Origin of the sequence: Arachnia propionica (assembly GCF_900637725.1) — a bacterium.
In the GTDB taxonomy this organism is placed as follows: Bacteria; Actinomycetota; Actinomycetes; order Propionibacteriales; family Propionibacteriaceae; genus Arachnia; species Arachnia propionica.
Genome location: NZ_LR134406.1, coordinates 2,777,769 through 2,800,496 on the forward strand (window position 1 = coordinate 2,777,769; position 22,728 = coordinate 2,800,496).

Sequence of the window (22,728 nt, forward strand, 5' to 3'; positions counted from 1 at the left end):
CGGTCCTGCGCACCACATCCCAGACCGCAGCGACGTGCGGCATGAAAGCGTCCAGCTCCTGATCAACCAGCCTCGCACGCAGTCAACTATCCCTCTGGGAGAAGAACTACTATCCCTTTAGGCGACTCCTTGCCACCCCTCTGGGTACATGTCGATGTCGGTCAACCGACCATTCGGGAAGGTCCACCGCTCCCCACTCCTTTTGCTTCACGGTTTGCTGGCCTTACCCCATTGTTTGCTGGCCCTGTTCGCGGTTTGCAGGCCCAATGACCCACTCAGCCCAGGTATTTCTCCATCACCTGCCGCGGGCAGACATCCAGGCCGGCGACCCTCTCGCGTTTCCGGAGAGCCCTCAGCTCCGGCATCAGCCGGTCCTCCTCGACGACCTCCCAGCCAATTCGCCGATACCAAGGACCATTCCACGGAACATCCCGGTAGGTGATCAGGGTCATACGCCGATACCCCCGCTTCCTGGCCCATTCCTCGGCGGCATCGAGCAGGCGGGATCCGAGACCATGGCCTGCATACCCAGGAAGCACACTGACCTGCTCGACGTGAGGGGTCGAGTCGACGATTTCAAGCCGGACGAAACCTACCGGCTCGTCCGCTCGGGTCACCGCGACCAGTACCCGTCCAGCCCGCTGGGCAGGCAGGAGGATTTCCGGATCCGCCGCAGCCATGTCGTTCATCCCGATCTCGACGAACAGCGCATCCGCTTCCTGCTCAATGACGCCCAGCTCCCTCAGTTCGTCCTCGCGGGCCGGGCGGATCACAGGCCCCGGCACGATTCCCACCTCGCAGCGCCAAACACCCGTAGGGGCTTCTTGGAGAACCCGATGGGCCAGTGAGCAAACCCGCGAGCGACAGGCAGATCCGACACCCCGCCCCCGAGGTGGCACGCCGCGACGGCCCGCGTCGAGGACCTCAGGGGAAACCAGGTCAGAAGCCGATGCTCCATTCCTCGATCTGGCCGCGGGCGTAGGCCGCCTGCCCCAGGTGGGTGACCGCGTCGTCGATGATGCTGACCAGCCGTACCCCGCGGGTGACCGGCGGGTTCCACTTGGTGTCGATCACCTCGTCCAGGTCGTCGGCGGACAGCCTCGAGACGTAGGTCTTGAACGCATCGGTGCAGGCCTGGAGGTAGTCGAGCAGCAGGGCAGGGTCCTCGACGCGCAGCGCGGCGACGTCCTCGGCGGTGTCGCCGAAACCGATCGACTTCGGGCCGCGGTCGATTCCGAGACGCTCACCCCAGCCATCGGTGATCCACAGCTGCTCCGAGAACTGCCCGGCATTGGCCAGCCACGCCACCTGGATGTCCATCTGACGGGCGGAGTGCCACACCAGCCAGGCGATCGAGTTCGCCCGGCCGCCGGGCATCGCGTGGAGGGTTTCCTTGGAGATCTCCTTGAGTACCGTCCGGGCCGTCTCGACGGGCCGGTTGACCGAATCAATCAGAACTGCTTGAGCATCCATGAGTCGATCCTGCCACCGCCCGGCAAATCGCCTCCCCGGTTCCACGCACCGGACGGCGTAGAGTCCCGGACCCGTGTCACGGTTTCGTGGCGTGAATCCGAAAACGCCGCTGCGTGACCGCGATCCCGGGGCTGGCGGCCAGCTCCGACAGCCGTTCAAGGTGCTCGTCCACGCTGAACCCGGGAACATCCCATGGCACGTAGCCGAGGTAGATCACCAAGGCCTCGACATCGGTGAACCGCATCTGCCCGGACCACTCGTCGGCCTGATCAATCCTCATCCCGGCGGTCTCGAGATCGGCGACGAATCTTTCCGCCGTGACCTCGGGGTAGGCGAAACCGGCCTCGAACCATTCGTGGATCTCCTCCGCATCGCGACCATCCACCTGCTGGGTCAGCAGCTGTCCCCCGGACGCGAGCACCCGGGTGACCTCACCGGCATCGATTCCTTCGTGACGCGACATCACCAAGTCCAGCTCTCCATCCCCGAAGGGCATGGCCTGCCCGGTTTCCGCGTCATAAGGCAACACCTCGATGCCTCGCGTCCCCAAGTTTCGCCGCGCCACCGCAAGGTTCGGTTCCCACCCCTCCGTCGCGACGATGGTGCGGGTCCCTTCCCGGTCATCGGGAAACGCGTCGACGAGACGGATGAGTCGCTCACCTCCCCCGGTGCCGAGATCGGCGACGGCCCGGGCGTACCGCATCGCATCCAGGCAGTCGGCCTCGAAGTCCCACCAGGGATCGTCGGCGATGAGCCTCCCCTCCAGGGCAGAGAAGTCCCAGCCGGTCATCCTCGCCTCGGCGTGTGCTCGTCGCAGCGACTCCAGGAGGTCGTGTTCCATGCTCCTTCATCCTTCCCGGTTCCGAAGGTTCCCGTTGGCGACCCACCGGTCCCACAACTGCCCGAAAGCCAAAACCCGGTCTCGTCACCCACCCACTGTGCCATTCAGCAGATGGCGGGGTCCACCGGTACCCGGTCGAGGTCCTCCAGGGCGATGACGTCGTCGTGGATTCCGTTCGCTTCCCGCAGGTGGTCGTCGGTGGTGGTGTATCGGGTGGAGAAGTGGGTCATGGCCAGGCGGCGGGCCCCGGCTGCTGCGGCGATGCGGGCCGTGTCCGGGGCGGTGCAGTGTCCGTGTTCGACCGCCAACTCCCGCAGGTCGCTGGTGTAGGTGGCCTCCATGACCAGCAGGTCGACGTTCTCGGCCAGTTTCTCCGCTGCCGGGCAGGGCCGGGTGTCCATGACGAACGCGAACGACCTACCCCGTCGCGGACGCGACACCTCCTCCAGCCGGGTGATGACACCGTCGATCTCCACCCGGCCCTCGCGGTTCAGCTGCCCGACGGCGGGTCCGGAGATGCCGCGGGCGGCCAGGGCCTCCGGGTCGAAGCTGACCCCGGGCAGGTCCTCCACCCGGTATCCGATGGCGGGGACGCGGTGGTCGAGGCAGGCCGCCGAGAGGATGAAGTCCTTGGTCCGCAGCACCTCACCGGGCTCCGGACCCGCGTCGACGGGCAGGAACCGGATGTCGGCCTGGTCGTGGTAAATGCTGGCGCGGTGGAGTCTCTCGACGTACTCCTGCCCCTGGGCCGGGTAGACCACGGTGACCGGGTGGGGCACCTGCTCCAGGGAGATGCGCTGCAACACCCCGGGCAACCCGAGGCAGTGGTCGCCGTGGAGGTGGGTGAGGCAGATGACGTCGATGCTGCGCGCCGAGACCCCGGCCCGGGTCATCTGACGCTGGGTGCCCTCGCCGCAGTCAAACAGAACGCCACTGGCTCCCCACCGCAACAGGTATCCGTTGTGATTCCGCGTCTTCGTGGGCACCAAGCTGGATGTTCCCAGCGCGACGAGCTCGCGATCGCGCATCTTCTCCTCCTCGTTCAGCGCCCGGGGCCTGTTGCGGACAGCGCTGGCCGGGCGAGGACTCACCGGATCGCCCGATCCGGTGCGCCGCACCCGGGCATGGCTTCCGCAACAGGACCCATACCCTACGGGACCGGGTCTGGGCCCCCTGCACGACTCCGCCGGGACCGCACCCTTCGGCGGCTGCTCCCCGACGGTGTCCGCTTCGCTACGATGGCCCCGTGTCCGTGGGACCCGGGTGTGATTTCCGAGCTTCCCTCTACAGGAATTACTTCCACATCACACCGCTCCTCCCCGGACACACCCAGCCTTTGATATCTGGAGATTCGATGCTGAGCGCGGACGAGGTCGCACGCGAGGACCTGTTGACCTTCCTCAACGCCGCCTTCGTCTCCACCGGGCAGGCCGAGTTCCTCACCGGAGGTGACGAGCAACGCCTGGGTCTTGGTTTCCTCCACGAGTACGTGCGCGGCAACTATCGTCGCCTCTACGCCCGGCTGCTGGCGGTCGGGGTGAATCACTTCAATGTCGCGCAGATCATCATCGGGCTGCTCGGCAGCGGCCGCGACACCCCCGACGACTTCCGGAGCGAGGAGAACGCCCTGCTGCACGCGGGGCTGCGTTCCCTGCCCCCGCAGCGGGCCTGGAAACTGATGGCCCGGCTGCGCCGGGAGGGCGTCAACAATCGTCGTACCCGCGCCCTGATCCGCGACTACATCACCGAGCATCCCGACCTCGCCTTCCATGCGGTGAAGTACCGCCGCAAGATGGCGGGGGCGATGCGTCACGCGCACCTGCATCCCGGCGGTGAGCTGGCCGATTTCCTGTTCGGCGACCACAAGGCCCCCTTCGCCACCCCGATCCTGGAGCGCTACCGGCAGGCGCGGTTCAGCAAGAGTGCGGTCAGCGAGCTGCCGTTCAGCGTCGCGCAAGGCCTGGCCGCCAAGCACGGCATCAGCCCCGACGAGCTGCTGAAGAGCATGGGAAACCGCCTCACCGAACGGGAACGGCTCCGCGTCGCCGGGCGCAGCGACACCGTCGAGGTGCGTCCCGAGAAGCTGTCGCTGACCGAGCTGGCCGGTTACGTCCTGGGAATCGAAACGCCGCGCGACGAGATCGGCTGGCTGGCCGCCTCCGCTCGTGCGGTGCTGGCACGCACCGGTCCCCTGCCCCTGACCGGGAGGGTGGCCGCCGTGCTGGACAACTCGTTCTCCTCCTCGGGTTCCCGCGAGAAACGTCGCCGACCGCTGGCCGTCGCCTGGGGTGTGGACCAGCTGCTGCGGGCAGGGCTCGCCGACCACGACTACAGGGCTTTCTGGACGCATCCCATTACCGAAGGCGCGGTACCCCGTCCGCGGGGGCAGACGAATCTCACGGAGCGGTTGATCGACGCCCTCGAGTGGGGTGCGACGACGGTGCTGGTGGTCTCCGATGGCGCCGAGAACGATCCTCCCGGGGTTTTCCACGCCGCCCTCGAAGGTGCGTCGCGGATCGTCCCGGAGCTTTACGTGCTCCACCTCAATCCCGTCTTCGACCCACAGGAGCTGCAGGTGAGCAGCCTCAGTCCGCTGACCCGCTCCATCGGGTTGCGCAACGCCGAGGATCTGCCGACGGCGCTCGGTTTCGCGCGCTACGTCACCGGCCACGGCGACCTGGCGGAACTGGAGGCCTACCTCGAACGCCGGGTGCGGGATTTCCTGGAGGCAACAGGACATGCGTGAGATGGCACCGCCCCTCGAGCTGACGGGCCTGCGCCCCGCCCCCGCGCAGACCTTCGGGGCATTCCGGTTGATCCCGTTGCTGCGCGAGACCCCCTGCGAGGATGTCCGGTTGTCTCGTGCGGTCATCTCGCCCGGTGTGAAAACCGTCGACCTGCCCGGCCGGAAGAGCTACACCGCCTTCGTCCCCCACGGGTTGCGCCTGACCTGGGGCTCGGCCGCGGGCACTCAGGTGAAGGAGCAGGACACTCCCGGGGAGTGGCAGTTCCTCGAGTCGGTGCACCGGCTGCGGAAGAAGGACGGTGAGGACGCGCTGCGTTTCCTGCCGCAGCACCTGGCCATCGAGGGTCTTCTCGAGCTGCATTTCAAACCCCCGACGATCGCTTGGCAGGAGTTGTCGCAGGGGTTCAGGAACCTCGGGATGACCCACCGTTCGGAGTCCTTCTTCTCCGGGCAGGAGATTCCCGGATACGCCACCGCCCTGCGGACCTTCGAACTCCACCGCGGTCAGGTCGGGATGCTGGTCCACACCTCCGACACGCTGATGGCGGCCTTCGTCGTACCGACCGCCGAAGATTACAGGCTGCTGCACCGCACCCTCCTCGACGATCTCTACGGCGAGTTGATGATGACTTACGCCCTGAACCGGCCCAACCGCTGGCTGGTGGATGCGGGCCCGCACTTCGCCGGGGCCAAAAACATCGACGGGCTGCGCGAGGCGTTGGAACGCGTGCGGCGCGACTGGTCCGAGACCACCACCGAGATCCTCCTGGGTGACTGGAAGGATCGTCCCCTGCTCACCGAGACGGTCTATCGCCCCGGGAGCATGCGCCTGGAACGTTTCGTGACCGACCTGGAGCTACACCGCCCAAACCACATCGGGGAACGCCTGGTCCGCGACGACGGCGAGCTGCTCTACGTCAACACCCTGCGGTTGAGTTCGGCCCAGACCCGGCGCGCCCACCTGCTGCACCAGCTCTCCGCGCACGACTGGAACCTGCACGAAACCGCCGCGGCTCTCGGCACCGATCTTCCCGGGCTGGTCGCACGGATCACCGCGCGGGGTTTCGGGCACTTGATCAACAACACCGTCCGGGAACAGGCGGCGAAGAAACTCCGGGAGCAGGGGCGTCTGCCTCGTCACCAGGAACCCCGGGCGCACATGGAAGCCCCGTGAGCTGGGACCATCCGCTGGCCACCTGTCCGGGGACTAGAACGTCGCCGTAGCGTCGCGGTTCATGAACGCACCGTGACCAGTGGTGGTGTTCCAGCAGGTCAGGCCCGCGTCCTCGGAGGCACACACGTAGTCCCCGTGGTAGACGACGGTTCCGTATTCCACCTGCTGGCCGGGGGTTCCCGGATTCTGGGACAGGGGAGGCTGGCTTCTCGAAACCATCTCGGGTTCCGCCTGGTCCGCGGACGCGGAACTCTTCATCCTCACCCACCATTTGGGGCCGAGTTCATCGGAGCCGTAGGGCTTGCTGTCCGTGTAGTTCATGACCCCGCAGCCCGCACTCGTGTCCGAGAACTCGCAGCTGATGTTCTTCGACGGGGTGACGATCACCGCGTACCCCGAGTAGACGGCGGTGATCGGGGTGGCATTCGCGGGTCGTGGCCCGCCCGCCCCCAGATAGGCTCCAGGCACCGGTGCCGACGACTGTGCCGCGGACGGTGAAGCTTCCGTCCCCGCGGATGGACGGGTCGAGGGCAGCTCGATGCCCGCCGAGTCCTGGGTGCTCGGCGCACCGGAGTCGGAGGTCGCGTTCTGATCCGTCCCGGAAGAACCCCAGCAACCGGCGAGCAGCCCCGTGACAAGCACCAACGCGGGCAGCAGACGGAAGCAACGACGAACGGGCACGGACATGGTGTCTCCTTCTGGCTCTCGGTGCCCTGACGGGCAGCGGACATCCCCCACTCTGTCACGAAGACCCCTCGACGAGGAGATCCCGGGAAGACCTCGGTCCGGGAAAGCCCCTGCCCCGCTCGAGATCCCGGCAGCTCCAGAAACCTCGCCGCGCCCTTGCACGGACCGCTTGAAAAGGTGCGATGGCAGGTTCCGCAGGACGCCACGTCCGCTCGGGAGCCGGACTTCCAAGGAGCCTCTCCGGGCATGCGTGCTAGGAAAGACCACATGACCCACCTCGGCCCCACTCCGATGCTCGACCTGGATCATCCCCGGTTGCGGGAGCTCGTGGAGCGAAGGGGCTGGGTCGTGTTGGAACCGAGGGCCCGGATCGGTGCAGTGTACGACTTCGTCAGGAACGAGATCCCGTTCGGCTACAACGCGTCCGACCTGCTGCCCGCGTCGCGGGTACTGGATGATGGCCACGGACAGTGCAACACGAAGGCCACGCTCCTGATGGCCCTGCTGCGCGCCACCGGGATCGAGTGCCGTTTCCACGGGGCGACGATCCGCAAGGAATTGCAGAAAGGAGTCGTGACCGGCCTGTCGTACGTCCTCGCGCCCGGGGAGATCCTGCACAGCTGGGCGGAGGCCCGTTTCGAGGATCGCTGGGTCGGGTTGGAGGGCGTGATCCTGGATTCCGGCTATCTTCGGGGGCTGCGCCGTTCGGTACGTTCCGAGGGAGAGGTCCTGGGTTATGGCGCCGGAACCGAGGACATCGCCGACCCACCGGTGGTGTGGTGCGGCATGGAAACCGCCATCCAGAAAACCGGGATCGCCCGTGATCTCGGGATTTTCGACGACCCTGATTCGTTCTACCAGGTTCACGGCGAAAACCTCTCCGGTTTCCGGGGCCTTCTGTACAAGCACGTGATCCGGCACCGGATGAACCGCCGGGTAGCGCACGTGCGGAACACGGGCGCGAGGCTGTGACGGCCTCGGGACTGGTTGTTCAAGCCGCTGGACCCGATCCCCCAAGGTTCCTTCCCCCGGAGCCCTGGGATCGTTCCGCCGCGATCCGTGGCGATATGTGCCCAGCACTGGTCCATTCCCCGGGCCGGGGGCGTTCGTGACCATGCCGCTGGGAAGGCGCCCCAAAAACCGCCGCCCAGGTCCGGATGGAAAAATCTTCGGGCAAGATGGCCCTGTGAGCAACGTGACCAACCAAGCATTGACAGACAAAGCTGTGCGCACCGCGCGACGATGGGCGCAGCGCTCCCTCGCCCACCCGGAGCCCCGGGCGGCAAAGCTGCTGGCCAGTGCCCTCGACCACCCGGACGGGCTTCGTTTCACCCTTGAGTTCGTCGACGGTGTCCTGCGCCCCGAGGACCCGGCGGTGGCGGCCAAGAACCTGGGGCGCCTGGCCCGGCAGCCCGTTCCCTTCCTACCCTCCTACCTGCGTGCCGGCCTCGGTCTCGGCGTCGCCCCCGCACCCCGGGCAATGCTGCCCGCGGTGCGGCGCGCCTTTTCCCTGTTGCTGGGCGACCTCGTGGTCGACATCGGCAGCGACCTCGGGCCAGCGTTGGCCAGGTTGCGCAAGAGCGGCGCGAGCCTGAACATCAACCTTCTGGGTGAGGCCGTGCTGGGCGACGAGCACGCCTCCTCCAGGCTCAACCGCACCATCGAGCTTCTCAACCGGCCCGACGTCGATTACGTCTCCATCAAGGTGTCCTCGGTGATGGGTCCCCACTCGCCGTGGGCCCACGACGCGACGGTGGAGGAGGCCGTGGTTCGGCTCGGACCGCTGATGGATGCGGCGAACAGGTCTGGCAAACTCGTCAACCTCGACATGGAGGAGTACCGCGACCTCCACCTCACCCTTGAGGTGTTCGAGCGGTTCGCCATGAAACTGCCGAAGCTGAGGATGGGCCTGGCGGTCCAGGCCTACCTGCGCGAGTCGCCGCTGATGATCGAGCACATCCAGAAACTGGCGCGGCGCCGCTGCGAAGCGGGTGGCATTCCGCTGCGGGTGCGCCTGGTCAAGGGCGCCAACCTGGCGATGGAACGCACCCAGGCGGAGCTGCGCGGCTGGCCGAACCCGATCCTGCCGTCGAAGGTCGAGACCGACGCCAGCTACCTCAGCGCCCTCGACCGGCTCCTGACCCCCGAATCCATCAAGACCCTCCACGTCGGTTCGGCCAGCCACAACATCTACAGCCTCGCCACCGCCGTCGAGTTGGCGAAGGCCCGCGGCATCACGTCGGGTTTCGACATCGAGATGCTGGCGGGCATGGCGGTGCCGTTGCAGCGGGTGATCCTCGACGAAATGGGTTCGCTGCGGCTCTACGTTCCCGTGGTGCCGCGCAGCGAGTTCGACTCCGCGATCACCTACCTGGTGCGGCGCCTGGAGGAAAACGCCGCACCGGAGAACTTCATGTCCGGGGCGGCCTCCCTCGGCCGCGACATCGCCTTCCTCGACAAGGAGGAAGGACGCTACCGCGACGCCGTCGCACTGGTCGGCTCCCCCACCCCGGCCGCCTGGGCGGTCCAGGAACGCAGCGAACCGACGTCCGTGTTCACCAACGCCTCCGACACCGACCCCGCGCTGCTCAGCAACCAGCGGTGGGCAGATTCCATCCGCGAGTCGCTGCCCGCACCCGACCTCGGCAGCGGCACCGTGACGAAGGGCACCCTGAAAACCGCCAAAGCTCTCGACGAGGTGCTGGAGACCGCCGTCGCCGCGGGGAAGCGCTGGGCCGCGACCCCGGCCAAGGAACGCGCCGCCGCGCTGCACCGGCTGGGGGTTGAGCTGGAGGCGATGCGCACCGAGCTGGTCACCGTCGCCGCCGATGAGGTGGGCAAGCTCATCGACCAGGCGGACATCGAGGTTTCCGAGGCCTGCGACTTCGCCCACTACTACGCCTCCCTCGCAGGGGAGGAGGTCGACGGCGCCACCCACCGTCCACCGAAGGTCACCGCGGTCATTCCGCCGTGGAACTTCCCGATCGCAATTCCGCTGGGCGGGGTCGCCTCCGCGCTGGCCGCGGGGTCGGCGGTGCTGCTTAAACCCGCTTCCCCGTCGCGTCGCTGCGCGGCGCTGCTTGCCGAGGCGTGCTGGCGGGCTGGGCTGCCGCGCGACCTGGTGCAGTACGTCGTCATGGGTGATCGTGCGCTCGGCGAGAAACTGGTGCGTGACGAACGCGTCGAACTGGTCGTGCTGACCGGGTCGGCGGAGACCACGGAGATGTTCCGTTCCTGGCGGCCCAACCTGCCGTTGCTGGCCGAGACCTCCGGCAAGAACGCCCTGATCATCACCCCGTCGGCCGACCTGGATCTGGCCGCCGCCGATCTGGTGACATCCGCGTTCGGGCACGCGGGACAGAAGTGTTCGGCCGCGTCGCTGGGCATCCTGGTCGGATCGGTGGCCAGGTCGCGGAGGCTCCTGGACCAGATCATCGACGCCGCGTCGTCGTTGACGGTGGCGTGGCCGGAAGATCCGGCGGCCCAGATGGGTCCGCTCACCGAGGTGCCCGGAGAGAAACTGAGGCGCGGCCTCACCGAGCTGGAACACGGGCAGACGTGGCTGCTGAAACCGCAGCGCATCGACGACCGGCTGTGGCGTCCGGGCATCCGGACCGGGGTGCGGCCGGGCAGCGCCTTCCACCAAGTGGAGTACTTCGGGCCGGTGCTCGGGTTGATGGCGGCCCGCGACCTGACGCAAGCCGTGGAGTGGCAGAACGGCACCGAGTACGGCCTGACGGCCGGTCTGCACTCCCTCGACGCCGAGGAGATCCAGTTCTGGCTGGACCGCGTGAAGGCCGGAAACCTGTACGTGAACCGCGGGATCACCGGGGCCATCGTGCGGCGCCAGCCCTTCGGCGGGTGGAAACGTTCCGCGGTCGGCACCGGCGGCAAGGCCGGTGGCCCGAACTACGTGGTGGGTTTCGGTTCCTGGGAACCGAAGGATCTCGGTCCCGCCGGAGCCCTCACCGACCCGAAACTCGTGCATCTCTTCCGGGCCGCCGCCCGGGTGCTCGACGAGCAGCAACTCGAACAGCTCAACGTCGCGGCCACCTCGGACCAGGCGGCCTGGCGGACCCTGTTCGGGGTCTCGCACGACCCGTCGGCCCTGAAGGCGGAGATCAACGCGTTCCGGTACCGTCCCACGCCGGTGACGGTACGGGTGGAGGTCGACGACCCAGTGCGTGTGCTGCGGGAGGCCTCGGCGGCCCTGATCACCGGTTCCGCAGCGACCTTCTCGTTCCGCGAAGCCCCGTCGGAGGAGCTGTCGGAGGTGCTGACCGGTCTCGGTCTGGCGGTCGAGGTGAAGGACGATGCCCGGTTCAACCGGGGCGTCCGGGGCCGGGTGCGACACCTGGGCGAGCGGGACCTGCTAACCGCGGTGGGCGGATCCATCGACGTCAGCGTCCACGCCGGTCCGACCCTCTACCCGGGTCGCCTGGCGCTGCTGCCCTACGTGCACGAGCAGGCGGTGTCCGTGACGAACCACCGCTTCGGACACCCGACGCCACTGACCGACGGCCTGCGCATCTGACGATCCGCACCGATCCGTCGGCAAACTGACCTCAGGGGTCTCCCGGTGAATTCCGGGAGACCCCTGTCACGTGAGCGCCCCGGCGGGGCGGGTACGGTGATTGACGACACCCCGGGGGCCAACAGCTGGGAAGGCAACAAGGATGCGCATGATTGTTCGGCTGATACTCTCGTTTCTGATCTGCCTTCTCCTTCCGCCCCTGCTCGCTTCCTTTATTTCCCTCGGAGGAGCCAACATAGGAGTGGTAGAACTAACACTCCTCTACATCATCGTCACTGGATGCGTGATCTACAGCTGGCGATACTCCAAGCGGAAAAAAGAACGCCGCCTCGCACGGGAGAAAACCGATGCCTGACACCAACAGGCATCGTTTACATCACTTGCCTGACGGTATGAGCATCGAACAGCCCGCTCGACCATTCTCACCATGGTTTCGACACGCCCTGCTCGCTGACGCTCGCAGGTCGGCTCAACCAACTTCACCACCTCCAAGCCGGTTGAGCCGGGGCGCGAGAAACGAGCGACCCGAGTCGAAACCCCCGACAGCCGAACAACAAACCCGACCACAAGCCCCGGACCCCGTCTCTTAGGGCAGGACATAGAGTTGACGGCATGATCCTGATTGTCGTGAAGTTTCCCGTGAAACCCGAGCTGGCCGATGAGTTCATCGAGGCGGTGGGGCCGTTCACCTCCGCCACCCGCGCCGAGCCGGGCAACAAGTGGTTCGAGTGGTCCCGCGGCGTGGAGGACCCGAACGAGTTCGTTCTCGTCGAGGCCTTCAATGACGACGCCGCCGAGGCCCACGTCACCTCCGACCACTTCAGGGCCGGACTCGAAACCATGCGTCCCTTCCTGACCGCCACCCCCAAGATCATCTCTCGCACCGTCGACGGTGACGACTGGGACGCCATGGGAGAACTCAGGATCGACTGATCCCGGGCGCGTTACCCGCGGAGACGGACCCGGCGGACGATCGCCGTCGCGGCAGCCCCACCGACCATCACGATGGCCCCGGCCCCCATCAAGATGATCGGCGAGACGGGACCGTCCGATGTCGTCGCAGCCACGGGGGCCGCGCTGCTCGGCGGGGTGCTGGGGGTCGGCGTCGCCTCCGGGGTGCTCGCGACCTGCGTTGGCGTGGGTGTGGGAGTCACCGTTTCCGATGGGGTTTCGGTGGCATCGGGGGTTTCGGTTGTCTGCGTCGGGGTGGCGGACTCGGTTTTCTCGCTCTGTTTCCGTTCGCCGCTCCGGGACGTCTTCTTCTTGCCCGAGCTTTCGGATTTCGTTGCGGTGGGCGTGGCGCTCCTGGTGTTCTTCCCGGTTTCCGACGAACCGGACCGTTTCCCGCGGCCGCTCTCGGTCAGTCCCCTGCCGATGGGGTCGCCGTAGCTTCCGAAGTTCTGGGTGGCGTACCAGTTCCCGCTGCCCGATTCGTAGGCGATGCCGATCCCCAGGGAGTCCGCGTTGGGGTCGGTCATGTTGGCGTAATGCGGCGGGGAGTTCAGCCACTGGTCGAACAACTGCGCCCCGATGTCGCCGCCGTCGCTGCGCATGGCGATGTTCTCCGACGCGCCCCGCCATCCCTGCGGGTAGTGGTTGGCGAAGTTCGGGCGGTGCTCCATCGTTTTCCGGGCAGCCATCTGCTCGGACCAGTCCTGCGCCACCGCATCCAGCTCGGCGATCCGGGTGACCGGTTTCAACCCCAGGCTGGCCCGCAGGTTGTTGACCTTGTTCAGGATGGTCCGGGTGTGCTCCGTTCCCTTTTCGCTGACGTCCGCAGGAAGAACAGCGGGCCGTTGTTGCCCCGTCTCGGCGTGGGCCGTCGGGACGATGAGTGAAACCGCAGCAGCCAGCAACGCCACCAGGAGCAGGCGAACCATCTTCATCGGTAGTCCTCTCGGATCGGGAAGGCACCAACCATCCAAGCAGTTCCTTAATGTTTTTTCAGGTTCTGACGCGCAACTTTCGGACATCCCAAGGGGTCAAACCCCCAGTTCATGGGCTTCAAAACCCACTCACCCCACCCGGGGGTTCCCAAGAAAATCTCAGGGTATGAGCACATTGAGCATCCAAGATGCACATCTGACCGAAAGGATGACACGACCTGCGGGGGATTTCCGCGCGTTCAGCCCAGGACTTCCGCCGCCTCCCGCAGGCATTGGCGCAGCGCCGAGGCCGAGGGGAAGCCTTCCCGGTCCGGCCAGGCCAGGCAAGCCTCGACGCCGACACCGACGATGGCGCGCGCACGGGCGCGAGCCCCCAACCCGTCGCCGGCCAGGAGGGTTTCCAATGCCGCGGTCCACACTGTGGTCTGTTGCCACAGCAGGTCCTGGAGCCGGGGATTGTCGTGCACCAGTTTCATCCGGCGCGCGAAATCGTCGATCCAGTCGGCGGAATCGTCCAGGATGGAATCGACCATGCCGACGACTTCCTCCGGTGTTCCCGCCACCGGCACCGAGGTGGCCTCGCGGTGAATCGCCTGCCCGATGCTCCCGGTCAGGATGACGTCGACGATGACGGCTTCCTTGGTTCCGAAATGCCGGTAGAAGGTCATGGGTGAGACGTCGGCTGCGTCGGCTATCTGTTCGACGGTGACGTTGTCGAACCCGTTCGCGGTGAACAGGTCAAGGGCGGCGTGCCGGATCTTCTTGCGCGTGGCAAGTTTCTTGCGCGTTCGGCGGTCGCTGCTCATGGCCGCGATTGTACGAAACCGCGCACCGCGGCGGATGTGGCGAGGACGGCGGCTGCAACAGCCGCCACCAGTGCGCTGGCCCCGAACACCGTCTGCACGGCAGCGACGTAGGCGCCGGATGCGGCTGCCCGGACGGATGCGGCCTGCGCCGAGGGCAGCCCGTCGGCCACCGCGAAGGCCGCGGCGATGGACTGGGCGATCGCCGCCCCGTCGGCACCGGGCATTTTCCCGGCGATTCCCGCCACCCCTGCGGCATAGCAGTTCCCGGTCAGCGACCCGAACAACGCGACCCCCAGGACGGCACCGAGCTGACGGATGCCGTTGAGCAGGGCAGCGCCGGCCCCGCCGCGTTCGTCCGGGACGGTGCTCATGCCCGACGTGATGCCTCGCGACTGACCGACGCCGAGACCCAGTCCGGCCGTCAGCAACCCCCAGAACATCGGTGCGTACCCGCTGCTTGTCGTGCTGGTCGCGCACAACCACAGTCCGGCCGCCACGAGCACCAACGCGATCGGCAGGATAAGTTCCCGAAGCGCCTCGAACCGGGCCAGCCATCCTGCGACGACGGCACCGATCACCGCCGTCAGCGCCACCGGCATGAGCATCATCCCCCCTGTTGTGGCGTTGTTGCCGAGGACGGTCTGGAGGTAGCTGGGCGCTACGAACAGGATCCCGAAGAGCACGCAGCTGATGAGCATGAGGACCAGCACCGAGATCCGGAAACGGCGCTCCGCCAGCAGCCCCAGGTCGGTGAGCCTATTCCTGGACCGGGTTTCGAGAAGCACGAAAACCACCAGCAGAACCGCCCCCAGCACGAGCGGACCCCAGGTGGTCGGAGCCACCCAGGTGCGTTCGGCGTTGATCAGTCCCCAGGTGAGCAGGGAGAAACCCGATGCGGAAACCACGATCTGCGCCAGGGGCAGCGGGCGTTCCCCGCCCCTCGCCCGGCCGCCGGGGACGAAGACCAGGCACAGGCCCAGGACCAGAACCGCGACCACGATGTCGAGCCAGAACACGGCGCGCCATCCCCAGCGGTCGATCATGGGCCCACCAACGAGGGGACCGAATGGCGCACCCACTGCACCGGCAGCCGTCCAGATCGCCGTAGCCACGGCACGTCTCCCGGGCGGGAAGAGCCGGGGAATGAGCGCCAGCGACATGGGGGTGAAAACCGATGCGGCGAGCCCCATGACCACACGGGCGACAAGCAGCACGATCACCGTCTTCGCCACCGCGGCCAGGACCGCTCCGGCGATGAACGCGATGATCCCTCCGAGCAGGAGACGACGGTGCCCGAACCGGTCCCCCAGCGCGCCGCCCAGCAGCAGCACGGACAAGGATGCGAGGTTGTAGGAGGACACGATCCACTCCAGTTCCCCGCCGCTCGCCCCGAGCCCCGACGACAATGCGGGCAGTGCGACGTTGATCATCGTCGTGTTCATGAACAGCAGGACCATGCCCAACGACAGGGCGACGAGTCCGTACCACCCACTCTTGATGTTAGTTACTCGCATATGTTAGAAACTACCACCAGTTTTGCCGGCTCCGATCGGCGGGCAATCACGCAGCGGGACGTGTCGCCCCTTCCCGGAGGCCCGGCGGGATCCCCCGAACGGTTGCCTGGCACGATTGTCGAGCGGGAATCGCATCCGCGTCACCGGGGTCCGGGACGGGCACCGCACGTCCGCGTTGTCACGCGCGCAACACCCCGCGCCCGGCGCGCCATCCACCTGGCAGCATCCTCCGGCTCCGCCACCCCGGGCGCTTCCCCGGCGCATCAGGAGGTCGCGAGGACGTGTTCGTACACGTAGTCGTCGCAGACATGGTCGCCCACCGGCATGGTCTTCACACCAACCCTCACGAAGCCGTGTTTCTCGTAGAACCGGCGGGCACGGATGTTGTCCTGGCTGGTGTTGAGCCAGATGGATGCGACGTGGAGGTCGTCGGCGGCGATGCGCTTGGCCTCGTCCAGCAGGGCCCCGGAAACAGCGCCGCCGTGGCTGCCGAGGCGCACGTAGCACTTGGACAGGTAGGCGGCCGGCAGGTGCGTGACCCCGAAGGAGGGATCCGGCAGGAAGTCGTCGCCGGCCATCATGAGCAGGTAGCCGTCGAGGCCTTCGTCGGTCTCGTGCACGAGGACGGCGTGCAGTGGCGCATCAAGATGGGCGCGGAACCGCTCGGGGCTGAGGTTCGTCTCGACGAAGACCGCGATGTCCTTGTCTGTGATCTCGGGCGGGCAGGCCATCGGGAAGGTTTCCGCGGCCAACGCGGCGAGCGCCTCCACGTCCGATTGCTGCGCGGCACGCACCCGGGATTCGCTCATGGGAGCACAGGCTAGCGGGAGCCCGCCCGCCGGGTTCGGTGCGTCACGGATTGAAACGTACGAACGACCTGCACCCCTGCCCGGGGAGGTCGCGGATCTCGGTGAAACCGATCGACTCGTAGAACGCCCGCTGTCCCGGTTCCGCGTCGGTCAGGAGCACGTGCTGGCGCACCCGGCCGAAGGGGGCGAAGGCCCGGTTGACGAGCGCCGTCGCGATTCCGCGACGCCGGAAGGAGGGGTGGACGAGAACGTCCTGCAGGTAGGCGATGGTGGCCCGGTCGGAGACGATGCGCGCCAGGCCGATCAGTTCCCCTCCCGACCGCGCGGTGACCACGACCGCCGAGTTCTCCAGCCCGCGGATCAGCGCATCCAGGTCGTCGGTGTAGGCGGCCCATCCCACGGAGTCGTAGAGCGTCCGCGTCTCGTCGCGGGACGGGAGCCGGTCGGCGTCGTAGCTCACCTCGTCGTTACACATCACGCGCCCATTCTTCCCCACACCCACCGTCTGCACGATCTGCACCGCAGGGGCTGTACTTCTTGTATCAATAAGGGCGTTCATCTGTATCACAGGGGCACCTGCGGGCACCGCGACCAGCTGCCAAACCCCTTGTCAAAGCGGTATTTCGCCGGCGTCTTCCTGTCCCCTGCCGTAGCTCAGGGATCTGCCGTTCCAGTCGGCGCCACACCCCAGCAGGTACTCCCATTCCCGGCGGATCAGACCATCCTCGAACTCGAAGATGTCCAGTGAGCGCCTGCCATCCGTGTCCACGAGCAGCGTGGCGATGCGTCTGCCGTCCTCGAATTCAAGCATCTGGTGCATCCTGAACCGGGAGGCCGACTGCGCATATGCAGCGACGATGGTCTCACAGTAGCGCTCACGCCCTTTGATGACGTCTTCCTCCAGGACCCATTCGACCTGTGGGTGCAGGAACTCCCGGTAGTTGTCCCAGTCCCGCCGGTTCTCCGCGTCGAAGAACTCCGCCAGTTTCCTTCGGAAATCACTCATCGCTCACCCCTTTAAGAACCAGTCAACCATTGCTCAAAGCATCGGGGGCGGCCCGATGACCGGCTGAGCCGATCCGGACCGCCCCGACGTCGCGGACGCTGACCAGTGGTCAGGAGGCGACAAGTCCCGACCCGGTCGGGTTCTGGTAGCCGGCGAAGTTCTGGGTGGCATACCAGGACTTGGTGGCCGAGTTGTAGGCCAGGCCGATTCCCAGCGCGTTCGCGTCGGGGGAGACCATGTTGGCGTAGTGCCCCGGCGAGTTCCGCCACTGCTCGAAGAGCTGGGCACCGATGTCGCCGCTGAGGGCGCTGCCACCGCGCATGGCGACGTTCTCCGAGGCCGAGTTCCAGCCGCTCGGATAGCCGCTGGCGAACTGCGGCCGATGCGACATCGAGTTCCTCGACGCCATCTGATCGGACCAGTCCTGGGCGATCGAGTCCAGCTGGGCGTAGCGGGTCACGGGCTTGAGACCCAGGCTCGCGCGCAGCTCGTTGACCTTGGCCAGGATGGTGCGGGAGTACGCGGCACTGCTTTGCGCGACGGTCGCAGGAGCACCCTGCGCGGCCGTCTGGACAGGCGCATCCGATCCGGCGGAGGCCTGGGCGACCGGAGCCGCGACGAGCGGCACGACGGCAAGCAGGGCACCCGCGAACAAACGCGTCATCTTCATGAAGCAGTCCTCTCTTGGTTAGGGAAAATGGACTGCGAGCCACTCCAGCACAGGACCACGGGTCCCGTCAGCCCACCCGGAGGAGGAGAACCGGACAGGATCGGCACCCCCTCAGTAGTTATTTACCGTTTGACTAGTATGTTTGCCCGTTCAACCAGCCGCCCGGGGATTCCACTCCATCACCCGAGCCCCCGGGCGTGTCGTCGAAGACGACACAACAAAGAGAACTGTCACGCATCCTGGACGGGAACCGCCCTAGCGAGAAAAATCAGCAGATAAATGCATTTACGGATTTTGCGAGACCCGCAGTTTCCCCGCATCAGCGCGTCGTCGATGCGGCACTCCAGCCACCTAGTTGAGCATCAACCACGCTTACCCCACAGCACTATCGCGAGACCGAGAGGGACACTCCGCGGGACACCAATTCCACCCCGCCGGTACACCAGCCTTACAGTCGTCCGCCTGCGCTACAGCGCAAGCATTTGACCACAAGACTGGCGTTCCCGCTGGAAAGGCAAGCAGACGGCAGGAAGACCAGCGGATCACAGGAAGACCAGCGGATCACAGGAGGACCAGTACGCCAGGAGTGCGGCAACGCCACCTACCCCGCGACACTCACGGTAGGCACAGCCGAGCCCGGGAAGGGCACTCATCTTTTGATTATTTTATCGCTTTATCGATTAATTGACCGGCGCTGCTCGTCGCCTCCGGAGCTCGTCCTGGCGTATCGCGGACGTCCACCCATCGGCCGACCATGACCCGACCCGCGCCCCGGACGGAGAAGCACCTCGGACATCCGACGAATTCTCCTGCCGCTTTCAAACAAATCCGCACAACCCGCCCTCAGCCGGCTTTATATCCAAATGACACCAAGGCCACGAATCGACAAACCCTTCCCGCCCCACACCCCCGCGAATAAACTATTGCAAGCATTCCCTGCCATATTGCAATTAACTTTCGATAAGTGTTGTCATTTCGTCAGGATATGCATTACTCTTGTCTCGGCGGGGGAGTCATCCGTCAAATTGTAAACAAACAATCACCGCGGTTACCAAACTTCTTCAGCAACAACCTCCCCCGCCACCCCATTCAAACCAGCAATGGCCAAGCAATAGCCGCCATCTCCTCCATCGCCCACGTCCTTGACCCCGGGGCATCGGATCGGCCCTCGTTCAATGGCCGGCGGGTCCCAGCACCATCAGCTTCTCCGGGTCCGGGAAGGGCACGAACCCCACCTCGGCGTAAAGATCGTGTGCATCGGGGGTAATGAGCATGAGCCGCTTTAGCCGGAGTTGCCGGAACGTTTCCGCCACGGTCCGGGACAGTGCGACCCCGAGCCCACGCCCACGCACCTCGCGCGCGACGTAGACGTCGCAGAGCCACCCGAAGGCAACACCATCGGTTACCACCCGCGCGTACCCAACCTGCGCGCCGTCTGGCCCGTACACGCCGAAGTTCACCGATGCCGCCGCGGCCTGCTCCACGAAATCGCGGGACCGTCCCAGCGCCCAGTACGCATCCGTCGACAACCAGCGGTGTACGCGTCCCAGATCGAGCCGACCGCGGTCCGTGTCCACCACGAAACCTCCCGGCAGCTCCACCCTGACATCGGGGGCGGGCACCGCGATCACGGTCTCACCGGTCATGACAGCCTCCTCGCACTCGACGACAGCTCGGTACGTAAACCCTACGGGTGTTTCCAACATGCCACCGACCATTGCCTTCCCGGAAACGAATCGCCCCTGCCCCGTCAGGCCGGATCACCGGCGGGTCTTCCCGGCCGGATGAACACGCCCAGCGCCGCGACGAACGCCACCACGCCGGCACCCAGCAGGACGTTGAACGAGATCTGGGTGCCCGTCGTCGTGCCCGCCACCGGATCGGCCGCCTCGGCCGCGTTGACGACGGCGGTCGCCACCGCGGTTCCGATGGCCCCGCCGAGCTGCTGGATGGTATTGAACGCGGCGTTGCCGTCGGCCTGGAGGTCATCGGGAAGGGAACGCAGGCCGTTGGTCATGGAGTTCGAGACGGACAACCCCTGGCAGATCGGGAAGAGCGCGTAGATCAACGCCAGCCGAACGCCTGAGCCGTGAACACCGAGGACGGCGAAGAGCACGAGGGTCACCACCCCGATGGCGGCACCGGTGAGGATGGGCCGCATGGGACCGAAGCGGTCCAGGATCCCGCCGCCGAACGGGGTGAGGAGCGCGCCGATGATGCACCCGGGCAGCAGTAGACAGCCCGCGGCGAAGGAGTCCATCGACTTGCCGACCTGGGCGAAGTACGGGATCAGGTATCCCAGCGCCAGCACGATGGCCTGGATGAGCACCACGTAGACGATGCTCAACGCGTAGGTGCGGTCGGTGAAGATCCGCACGCGCAGCAGGGGATCGTCGGAGCGCCGGGAGAGCCAGACGAAACCGGCAATGAGCGCCACGGACAGGACGAACAGCCCGAGCACCTCCGGGCTGGTCCATGCGCTGGTGGAGGCGGCGTTGGTGGCGAAGATGAGGGCGACGAACCCGGCCGCCATGAGCAGGAACTGGACGGGGGCGAAGGAGACCCGCCCGATCTCCTGGGCCTGGCGGATCGTCAGGGTCCCGAGCACCAGGGCGATGACCAGGAAGGGAACGAGCACCAGGAAGATCGAACGCCACCCGAGCGCGCCGATGAGGAAACCACCGAGCGAGGGCCCCACGGCCGGGGCGATGGCGGTGATGAGCGTGGCGAGACCCATCATGGTTCCCATCCGTTCGTGGGGAACCTGTTGCAGCACGATGTTGAACATCAGCGGCAGCGCGATGCCCGTCCCGATGCCCTGCAGGATGCGTCCGCCAATCAGGAGCGCGAAGTGCGGGGCGGCCGCGCTCATGATCGTCCCGGCCAGGAAGGTGAGCATGGCCGCGAGGAAGAGCGTCCGGGCGCGGTACCTGCGGTTCAGGAACGAGGAGATCGGCATGATCGCGGAGAGCACCAGCAGATACCCGGTCGTGACCCACTGCACGGTCGCGGTGTTCACCCCGAACTCGCCCATGAGTGCCGGGAAGGCGACGTTCATCGCGGTCTCCACGACCACCCCGGCGAACGACATGATGCCCACCGCGACGATGGAGACGACGAGGCGTGCATCGAGACGTCGTTCAAACCCTGACACGTTGTTGATCCTCATCTCTCATCCCGGACACGGCTGCAGCGTGAATCCCGCCGGTCCAATACTGGCCCATGACCTCCGAGCAAACCCCAAGGACCACTCATCGATACACCCACGGCCACGGTGCGGCGGTCTTGACCAGCCACTCCCGTCGCACCGCCCAGGACTCGGCGGGATACCTGCTCCCCCACCTGCGACAGGGCATGGACCTGCTCGACGTCGGTTGCGGACCCGCATCCGTCACCGCCGACCTGGCCGAGCTCGTCGCGCCCGGAAGGGTCGTGGGGCTCGACGCCTCGCCCGCCGTGCTCGACATCGCCCGGGCCCTCCTGGCAGAACGGGGCCTTCGAGACCGGGTGGAGTTGATGGAAGGCGACGTGTTCGCGCTGCCCTTCGACGACGACACCTTTGATGTCATCCACGCCCACCAGCTGCTCCAGCATCTGGACGATCCCGTGGCTGCGCTCGCCGAAATGCGTCGGGTGGTCCGTCCCGGGGGGATCGTCGCTGCGCGCGACGCCGTGTACTCGGCGGATGCGTGGTTTCCCCAGCCCGCGGGCATGGATTCGTGGCTGGAGGTCTACATGGCAACGGCCCGGGCCAACGGCGGGGAACCCGACGCGGGCAGCAGGCTGCTGGCGTGGTCGCGGGACGCGGGTTTCCGGGAGGTGACGACGTCGGCGTCGGCCTGGTGTTTCGCCACCGAGCAGGACCGTGAATGGTGGTCAGGCACCTGGGCGGAGCGGTGCCTGACCTCGTTCGGCCCGCGGGCGGTAGAACTCGGCCTGGCCACGACAAGCGACCTGGAGACGATGGCTGAGGCCTGGCGGCAGTGGGGCGCCAACGACGACGGCTGGTTCGTCGTCGTCCATGGCGAAGTCCTGCTCCGCGCCTGATCCGGCATCAGGTCAGGGCCTGCCCCGCCCGCGCCACGTCATCACGTTCAGGGAATGGGCAGGTCGTCCACTCCCCCGACCTCCTGCGCGGCCTGTATGAGGGCCAAGCCGATTGTTGGTACGGGTCACACCCTTGGTCAGGATGTCGCGGGCCTCGGCCTCCATGGAACGTCCATGTCGCTCGGCCTGCTCGGCGAGCTACCGCTTCACCGAATCATCCAGGCCCCGGACAACGATGGGTGCCATCGCAACCACCTTCCTCAAGTGATATCAAACATGATGTCAACTCGCCCGCAAGAGGCGCATCGAGAGCCCTGCCACTGGATAATGAAGACCCCGGAGCCGGGAGGGAACGTGTACACATCATCGACACGTCCGTGAAACGTGTCGAAAAATCACCAAAATTTCGACACGTCCCTCCGAGGGGCGCGAGATCATTCTGGATCACCTGAGCGCCTGGGAGAAGTTCCTGCACGGCGACCACGGTATGGATCCACTCGCGGTCATGACGCTGCCCCGTTATAAGTTCGAGGCC

General features: G+C 66.4%; 21 protein-coding genes and 1 pseudogene. 7 read left to right on the forward strand and 15 right to left on the reverse strand.

Annotation, left to right across the window (positions count from 1 at the left end; all coding sequences use genetic code 11):
- Window positions 1-275: 275 nt before the first annotated feature.
- From EL272_RS12475 to EL272_RS12490, 4 genes are all read right to left on the reverse strand, one after another.
- The gene (locus EL272_RS12475) at window positions 276-785 is read right to left on the reverse strand and encodes a GNAT family N-acetyltransferase (RefSeq protein WP_126409454.1); all 510 of its coding nucleotides are present in this window, start codon (window positions 783-785) and stop codon (window positions 276-278) included.
- A 154-nt stretch (window positions 786-939) separates the two neighbouring features.
- Entirely contained in the window at window positions 940-1,473 is a 534-nt protein-coding gene (locus EL272_RS12480) for a mycothiol transferase (protein WP_014847569.1), read from the reverse strand.
- Window positions 1,474-1,549: 76 nt separating this feature from the next.
- The gene (locus EL272_RS12485; RefSeq protein ID WP_014847570.1) at window positions 1,550-2,314 is read right to left on the reverse strand and encodes a class I SAM-dependent methyltransferase; all 765 of its coding nucleotides are present in this window, start codon (window positions 2,312-2,314) and stop codon (window positions 1,550-1,552) included.
- A 104-nt stretch (window positions 2,315-2,418) separates the two neighbouring features.
- Complete coding sequence (locus tag EL272_RS12490) at window positions 2,419-3,342, reverse strand: ribonuclease Z (protein WP_061788196.1); 924 nt, start codon at window positions 3,340-3,342, stop codon at window positions 2,419-2,421.
- 326 nt (window positions 3,343-3,668) lie between these two features.
- On the opposite strand from EL272_RS12490, the gene EL272_RS12495 reads away from it, so the two are divergent.
- Window positions 3,669-5,060: a hypothetical protein gene (locus EL272_RS12495; protein ID WP_061788140.1), complete on the forward strand. Its 1,392-nt coding sequence runs from the start codon at window positions 3,669-3,671 to the stop codon at window positions 5,058-5,060.
- Window positions 5,053-6,234 (forward strand): ARPP-2 domain-containing protein, encoded by a 1,182-nt coding sequence (locus tag EL272_RS12500; protein ID WP_061788141.1) that lies wholly within the window; start codon window positions 5,053-5,055, stop codon window positions 6,232-6,234. Before EL272_RS12495 ends, EL272_RS12500 begins: the two co-directional genes overlap by 8 nt.
- A 33-nt stretch (window positions 6,235-6,267) precedes the next feature.
- On the opposite strand, the gene EL272_RS12505 is transcribed toward EL272_RS12500, so the two are convergent.
- Window positions 6,268-6,921 carry a hypothetical protein gene (locus EL272_RS12505; RefSeq protein WP_061788142.1) on the reverse strand — a complete coding sequence of 218 codons (654 nt, stop codon included), beginning with the start codon at window positions 6,919-6,921 and terminating at the stop codon, window positions 6,268-6,270.
- Window positions 6,922-7,167: 246 nt separating this feature from the next.
- On the opposite strand from EL272_RS12505, the gene EL272_RS12510 reads away from it, so the two are divergent.
- The 4 genes from EL272_RS12510 (at window position 7,168) to EL272_RS12525 (ending at window position 12,388) form a co-directional block, all read left to right on the forward strand.
- Window positions 7,168-7,893, forward strand: coding sequence for a transglutaminase-like domain-containing protein (locus EL272_RS12510; RefSeq protein ID WP_197720264.1), 726 nt, complete (start codon window positions 7,168-7,170; stop codon window positions 7,891-7,893).
- A 214-nt stretch (window positions 7,894-8,107) separates the two neighbouring features.
- A complete protein-coding gene (locus tag EL272_RS12515; RefSeq protein WP_061788143.1) occupies window positions 8,108-11,455 on the forward strand; it encodes a bifunctional proline dehydrogenase/L-glutamate gamma-semialdehyde dehydrogenase in 3,348 nt (1,115 codons plus the stop codon).
- Window positions 11,456-11,603: 148 nt separating this feature from the next.
- On the forward strand, window positions 11,604-11,810 hold the full coding sequence (locus EL272_RS12520; RefSeq protein WP_041696708.1) for a hypothetical protein: 207 nt from the start codon (window positions 11,604-11,606) through the stop codon (window positions 11,808-11,810).
- Window positions 11,811-12,067: 257 nt separating this feature from the next.
- Window positions 12,068-12,388, forward strand: a complete 321-nt coding sequence (locus EL272_RS12525; protein WP_014847578.1) for a putative quinol monooxygenase — start codon at window positions 12,068-12,070, stop codon at window positions 12,386-12,388.
- Window positions 12,389-12,399: 11 nt separating this feature from the next.
- Here EL272_RS12525 and EL272_RS12530 read toward each other — a convergent pair whose 3' ends face one another.
- The 9 genes from EL272_RS12530 to EL272_RS12570 form a co-directional block, all read right to left on the reverse strand.
- Window positions 12,400-13,341 (reverse strand): CAP domain-containing protein, encoded by a 942-nt coding sequence (locus EL272_RS12530; RefSeq protein WP_061788144.1) that lies wholly within the window; start codon window positions 13,339-13,341, stop codon window positions 12,400-12,402.
- 239 nt (window positions 13,342-13,580) lie between these two features.
- Window positions 13,581-14,147: a TetR/AcrR family transcriptional regulator gene (locus EL272_RS12535; protein ID WP_061788145.1), complete on the reverse strand. Its 567-nt coding sequence runs from the start codon at window positions 14,145-14,147 to the stop codon at window positions 13,581-13,583.
- Window positions 14,144-15,661 carry an MFS transporter gene (locus EL272_RS12540; protein ID WP_014847581.1) on the reverse strand — a complete coding sequence of 506 codons (1,518 nt, stop codon included), beginning with the start codon at window positions 15,659-15,661 and terminating at the stop codon, window positions 14,144-14,146. The genes EL272_RS12535 and EL272_RS12540 overlap by 4 nt, the downstream gene beginning before the upstream one ends.
- Before the next feature lie 263 nt (window positions 15,662-15,924).
- Entirely contained in the window at window positions 15,925-16,470 is a 546-nt protein-coding gene (locus EL272_RS12545) for a GNAT family N-acetyltransferase (protein WP_061788146.1), read from the reverse strand.
- Window positions 16,471-16,513: 43 nt separating this feature from the next.
- Window positions 16,514-16,990 (reverse strand): GNAT family N-acetyltransferase, encoded by a 477-nt coding sequence (locus EL272_RS12550; protein WP_244926084.1) that lies wholly within the window; start codon window positions 16,988-16,990, stop codon window positions 16,514-16,516.
- A 90-nt stretch (window positions 16,991-17,080) separates the two neighbouring features.
- Window positions 17,081-17,476, reverse strand: a complete 396-nt coding sequence (locus EL272_RS12555; RefSeq protein WP_126409456.1) for a nuclear transport factor 2 family protein — start codon at window positions 17,474-17,476, stop codon at window positions 17,081-17,083.
- A gap of 109 nt (window positions 17,477-17,585) precedes the next feature.
- A complete protein-coding gene (locus EL272_RS12560; RefSeq protein ID WP_061788148.1) occupies window positions 17,586-18,146 on the reverse strand; it encodes a CAP domain-containing protein in 561 nt (186 codons plus the stop codon).
- A 1,172-nt stretch (window positions 18,147-19,318) separates the two neighbouring features.
- Complete coding sequence (locus EL272_RS12565; RefSeq protein ID WP_014847587.1) at window positions 19,319-19,792, reverse strand: GNAT family N-acetyltransferase; 474 nt, start codon at window positions 19,790-19,792, stop codon at window positions 19,319-19,321.
- 104 nt (window positions 19,793-19,896) lie between these two features.
- A complete protein-coding gene (locus EL272_RS12570; RefSeq protein WP_159424568.1) occupies window positions 19,897-21,300 on the reverse strand; it encodes a DHA2 family efflux MFS transporter permease subunit in 1,404 nt (467 codons plus the stop codon).
- A 68-nt stretch (window positions 21,301-21,368) separates the two neighbouring features.
- Here EL272_RS12570 and EL272_RS12575 point away from each other — a divergent pair, with 68 nt between their 5' ends.
- On the forward strand, window positions 21,369-22,193 hold the full coding sequence (locus EL272_RS12575; RefSeq protein ID WP_061788150.1) for a class I SAM-dependent methyltransferase: 825 nt from the start codon (window positions 21,369-21,371) through the stop codon (window positions 22,191-22,193).
- 12 nt (window positions 22,194-22,205) lie between these two features.
- On the opposite strand, the pseudogene EL272_RS16095 reads toward EL272_RS12575, so the two are convergent.
- Window positions 22,206-22,361: pseudogene (locus EL272_RS16095) on the reverse strand (hypothetical protein); the annotation flags it as partial.
- Window positions 22,362-22,728 lie beyond the last annotated feature (367 nt).

Excerpts from the sequence above, each read along its gene's own strand:
- EL272_RS12505 (WP_061788142.1), bottom strand. The coding sequence starts at position 6,921 with ATGTCCGTGCCCGTTCGTCGTTGCTTCCGTCTGCTGCCCGCGTTGGTG.
- EL272_RS12520 (WP_041696708.1), top strand. The coding sequence starts at position 11,604 with ATGATTGTTCGGCTGATACTCTCGTTTCTGATCTGCCTTCTCCTTCCG.
- EL272_RS12545 (WP_061788146.1), bottom strand. The coding sequence starts at position 16,470 with ATGAGCGAATCCCGGGTGCGTGCCGCGCAGCAATCGGACGTGGAGGCG.
- EL272_RS12540 (WP_014847581.1), bottom strand. The coding sequence starts at position 15,661 with ATGCGAGTAACTAACATCAAGAGTGGGTGGTACGGACTCGTCGCCCTG.
- EL272_RS12565 (WP_014847587.1), bottom strand. The coding sequence starts at position 19,792 with ATGACCGGTGAGACCGTGATCGCGGTGCCCGCCCCCGATGTCAGGGTG.
- EL272_RS12500 (WP_061788141.1), top strand. The coding sequence starts at position 5,053 with ATGCGTGAGATGGCACCGCCCCTCGAGCTGACGGGCCTGCGCCCCGCC.
- EL272_RS12575 (WP_061788150.1), top strand. The coding sequence starts at position 21,369 with ATGACCTCCGAGCAAACCCCAAGGACCACTCATCGATACACCCACGGC.
- EL272_RS12535 (WP_061788145.1), bottom strand. The coding sequence starts at position 14,147 with ATGAGCAGCGACCGCCGAACGCGCAAGAAACTTGCCACGCGCAAGAAG.
- EL272_RS12490 (WP_061788196.1), bottom strand. The coding sequence starts at position 3,342 with ATGCGCGATCGCGAGCTCGTCGCGCTGGGAACATCCAGCTTGGTGCCC.
- EL272_RS12525 (WP_014847578.1), top strand. The coding sequence starts at position 12,068 with ATGATCCTGATTGTCGTGAAGTTTCCCGTGAAACCCGAGCTGGCCGAT.
- EL272_RS12480 (WP_014847569.1), bottom strand. The coding sequence starts at position 1,473 with ATGGATGCTCAAGCAGTTCTGATTGATTCGGTCAACCGGCCCGTCGAG.
- EL272_RS12485 (WP_014847570.1), bottom strand. The coding sequence starts at position 2,314 with ATGGAACACGACCTCCTGGAGTCGCTGCGACGAGCACACGCCGAGGCG.
- EL272_RS12530 (WP_061788144.1), bottom strand. The coding sequence starts at position 13,341 with ATGAAGATGGTTCGCCTGCTCCTGGTGGCGTTGCTGGCTGCTGCGGTT.
- EL272_RS12510 (WP_197720264.1), top strand. The coding sequence starts at position 7,168 with ATGCGTGCTAGGAAAGACCACATGACCCACCTCGGCCCCACTCCGATG.
- EL272_RS12555 (WP_126409456.1), bottom strand. The coding sequence starts at position 17,476 with ATGAGTGATTTCCGAAGGAAACTGGCGGAGTTCTTCGACGCGGAGAAC.
- EL272_RS12495 (WP_061788140.1), top strand. The coding sequence starts at position 3,669 with ATGCTGAGCGCGGACGAGGTCGCACGCGAGGACCTGTTGACCTTCCTC.
- EL272_RS12560 (WP_061788148.1), bottom strand. The coding sequence starts at position 18,146 with ATGAAGATGACGCGTTTGTTCGCGGGTGCCCTGCTTGCCGTCGTGCCG.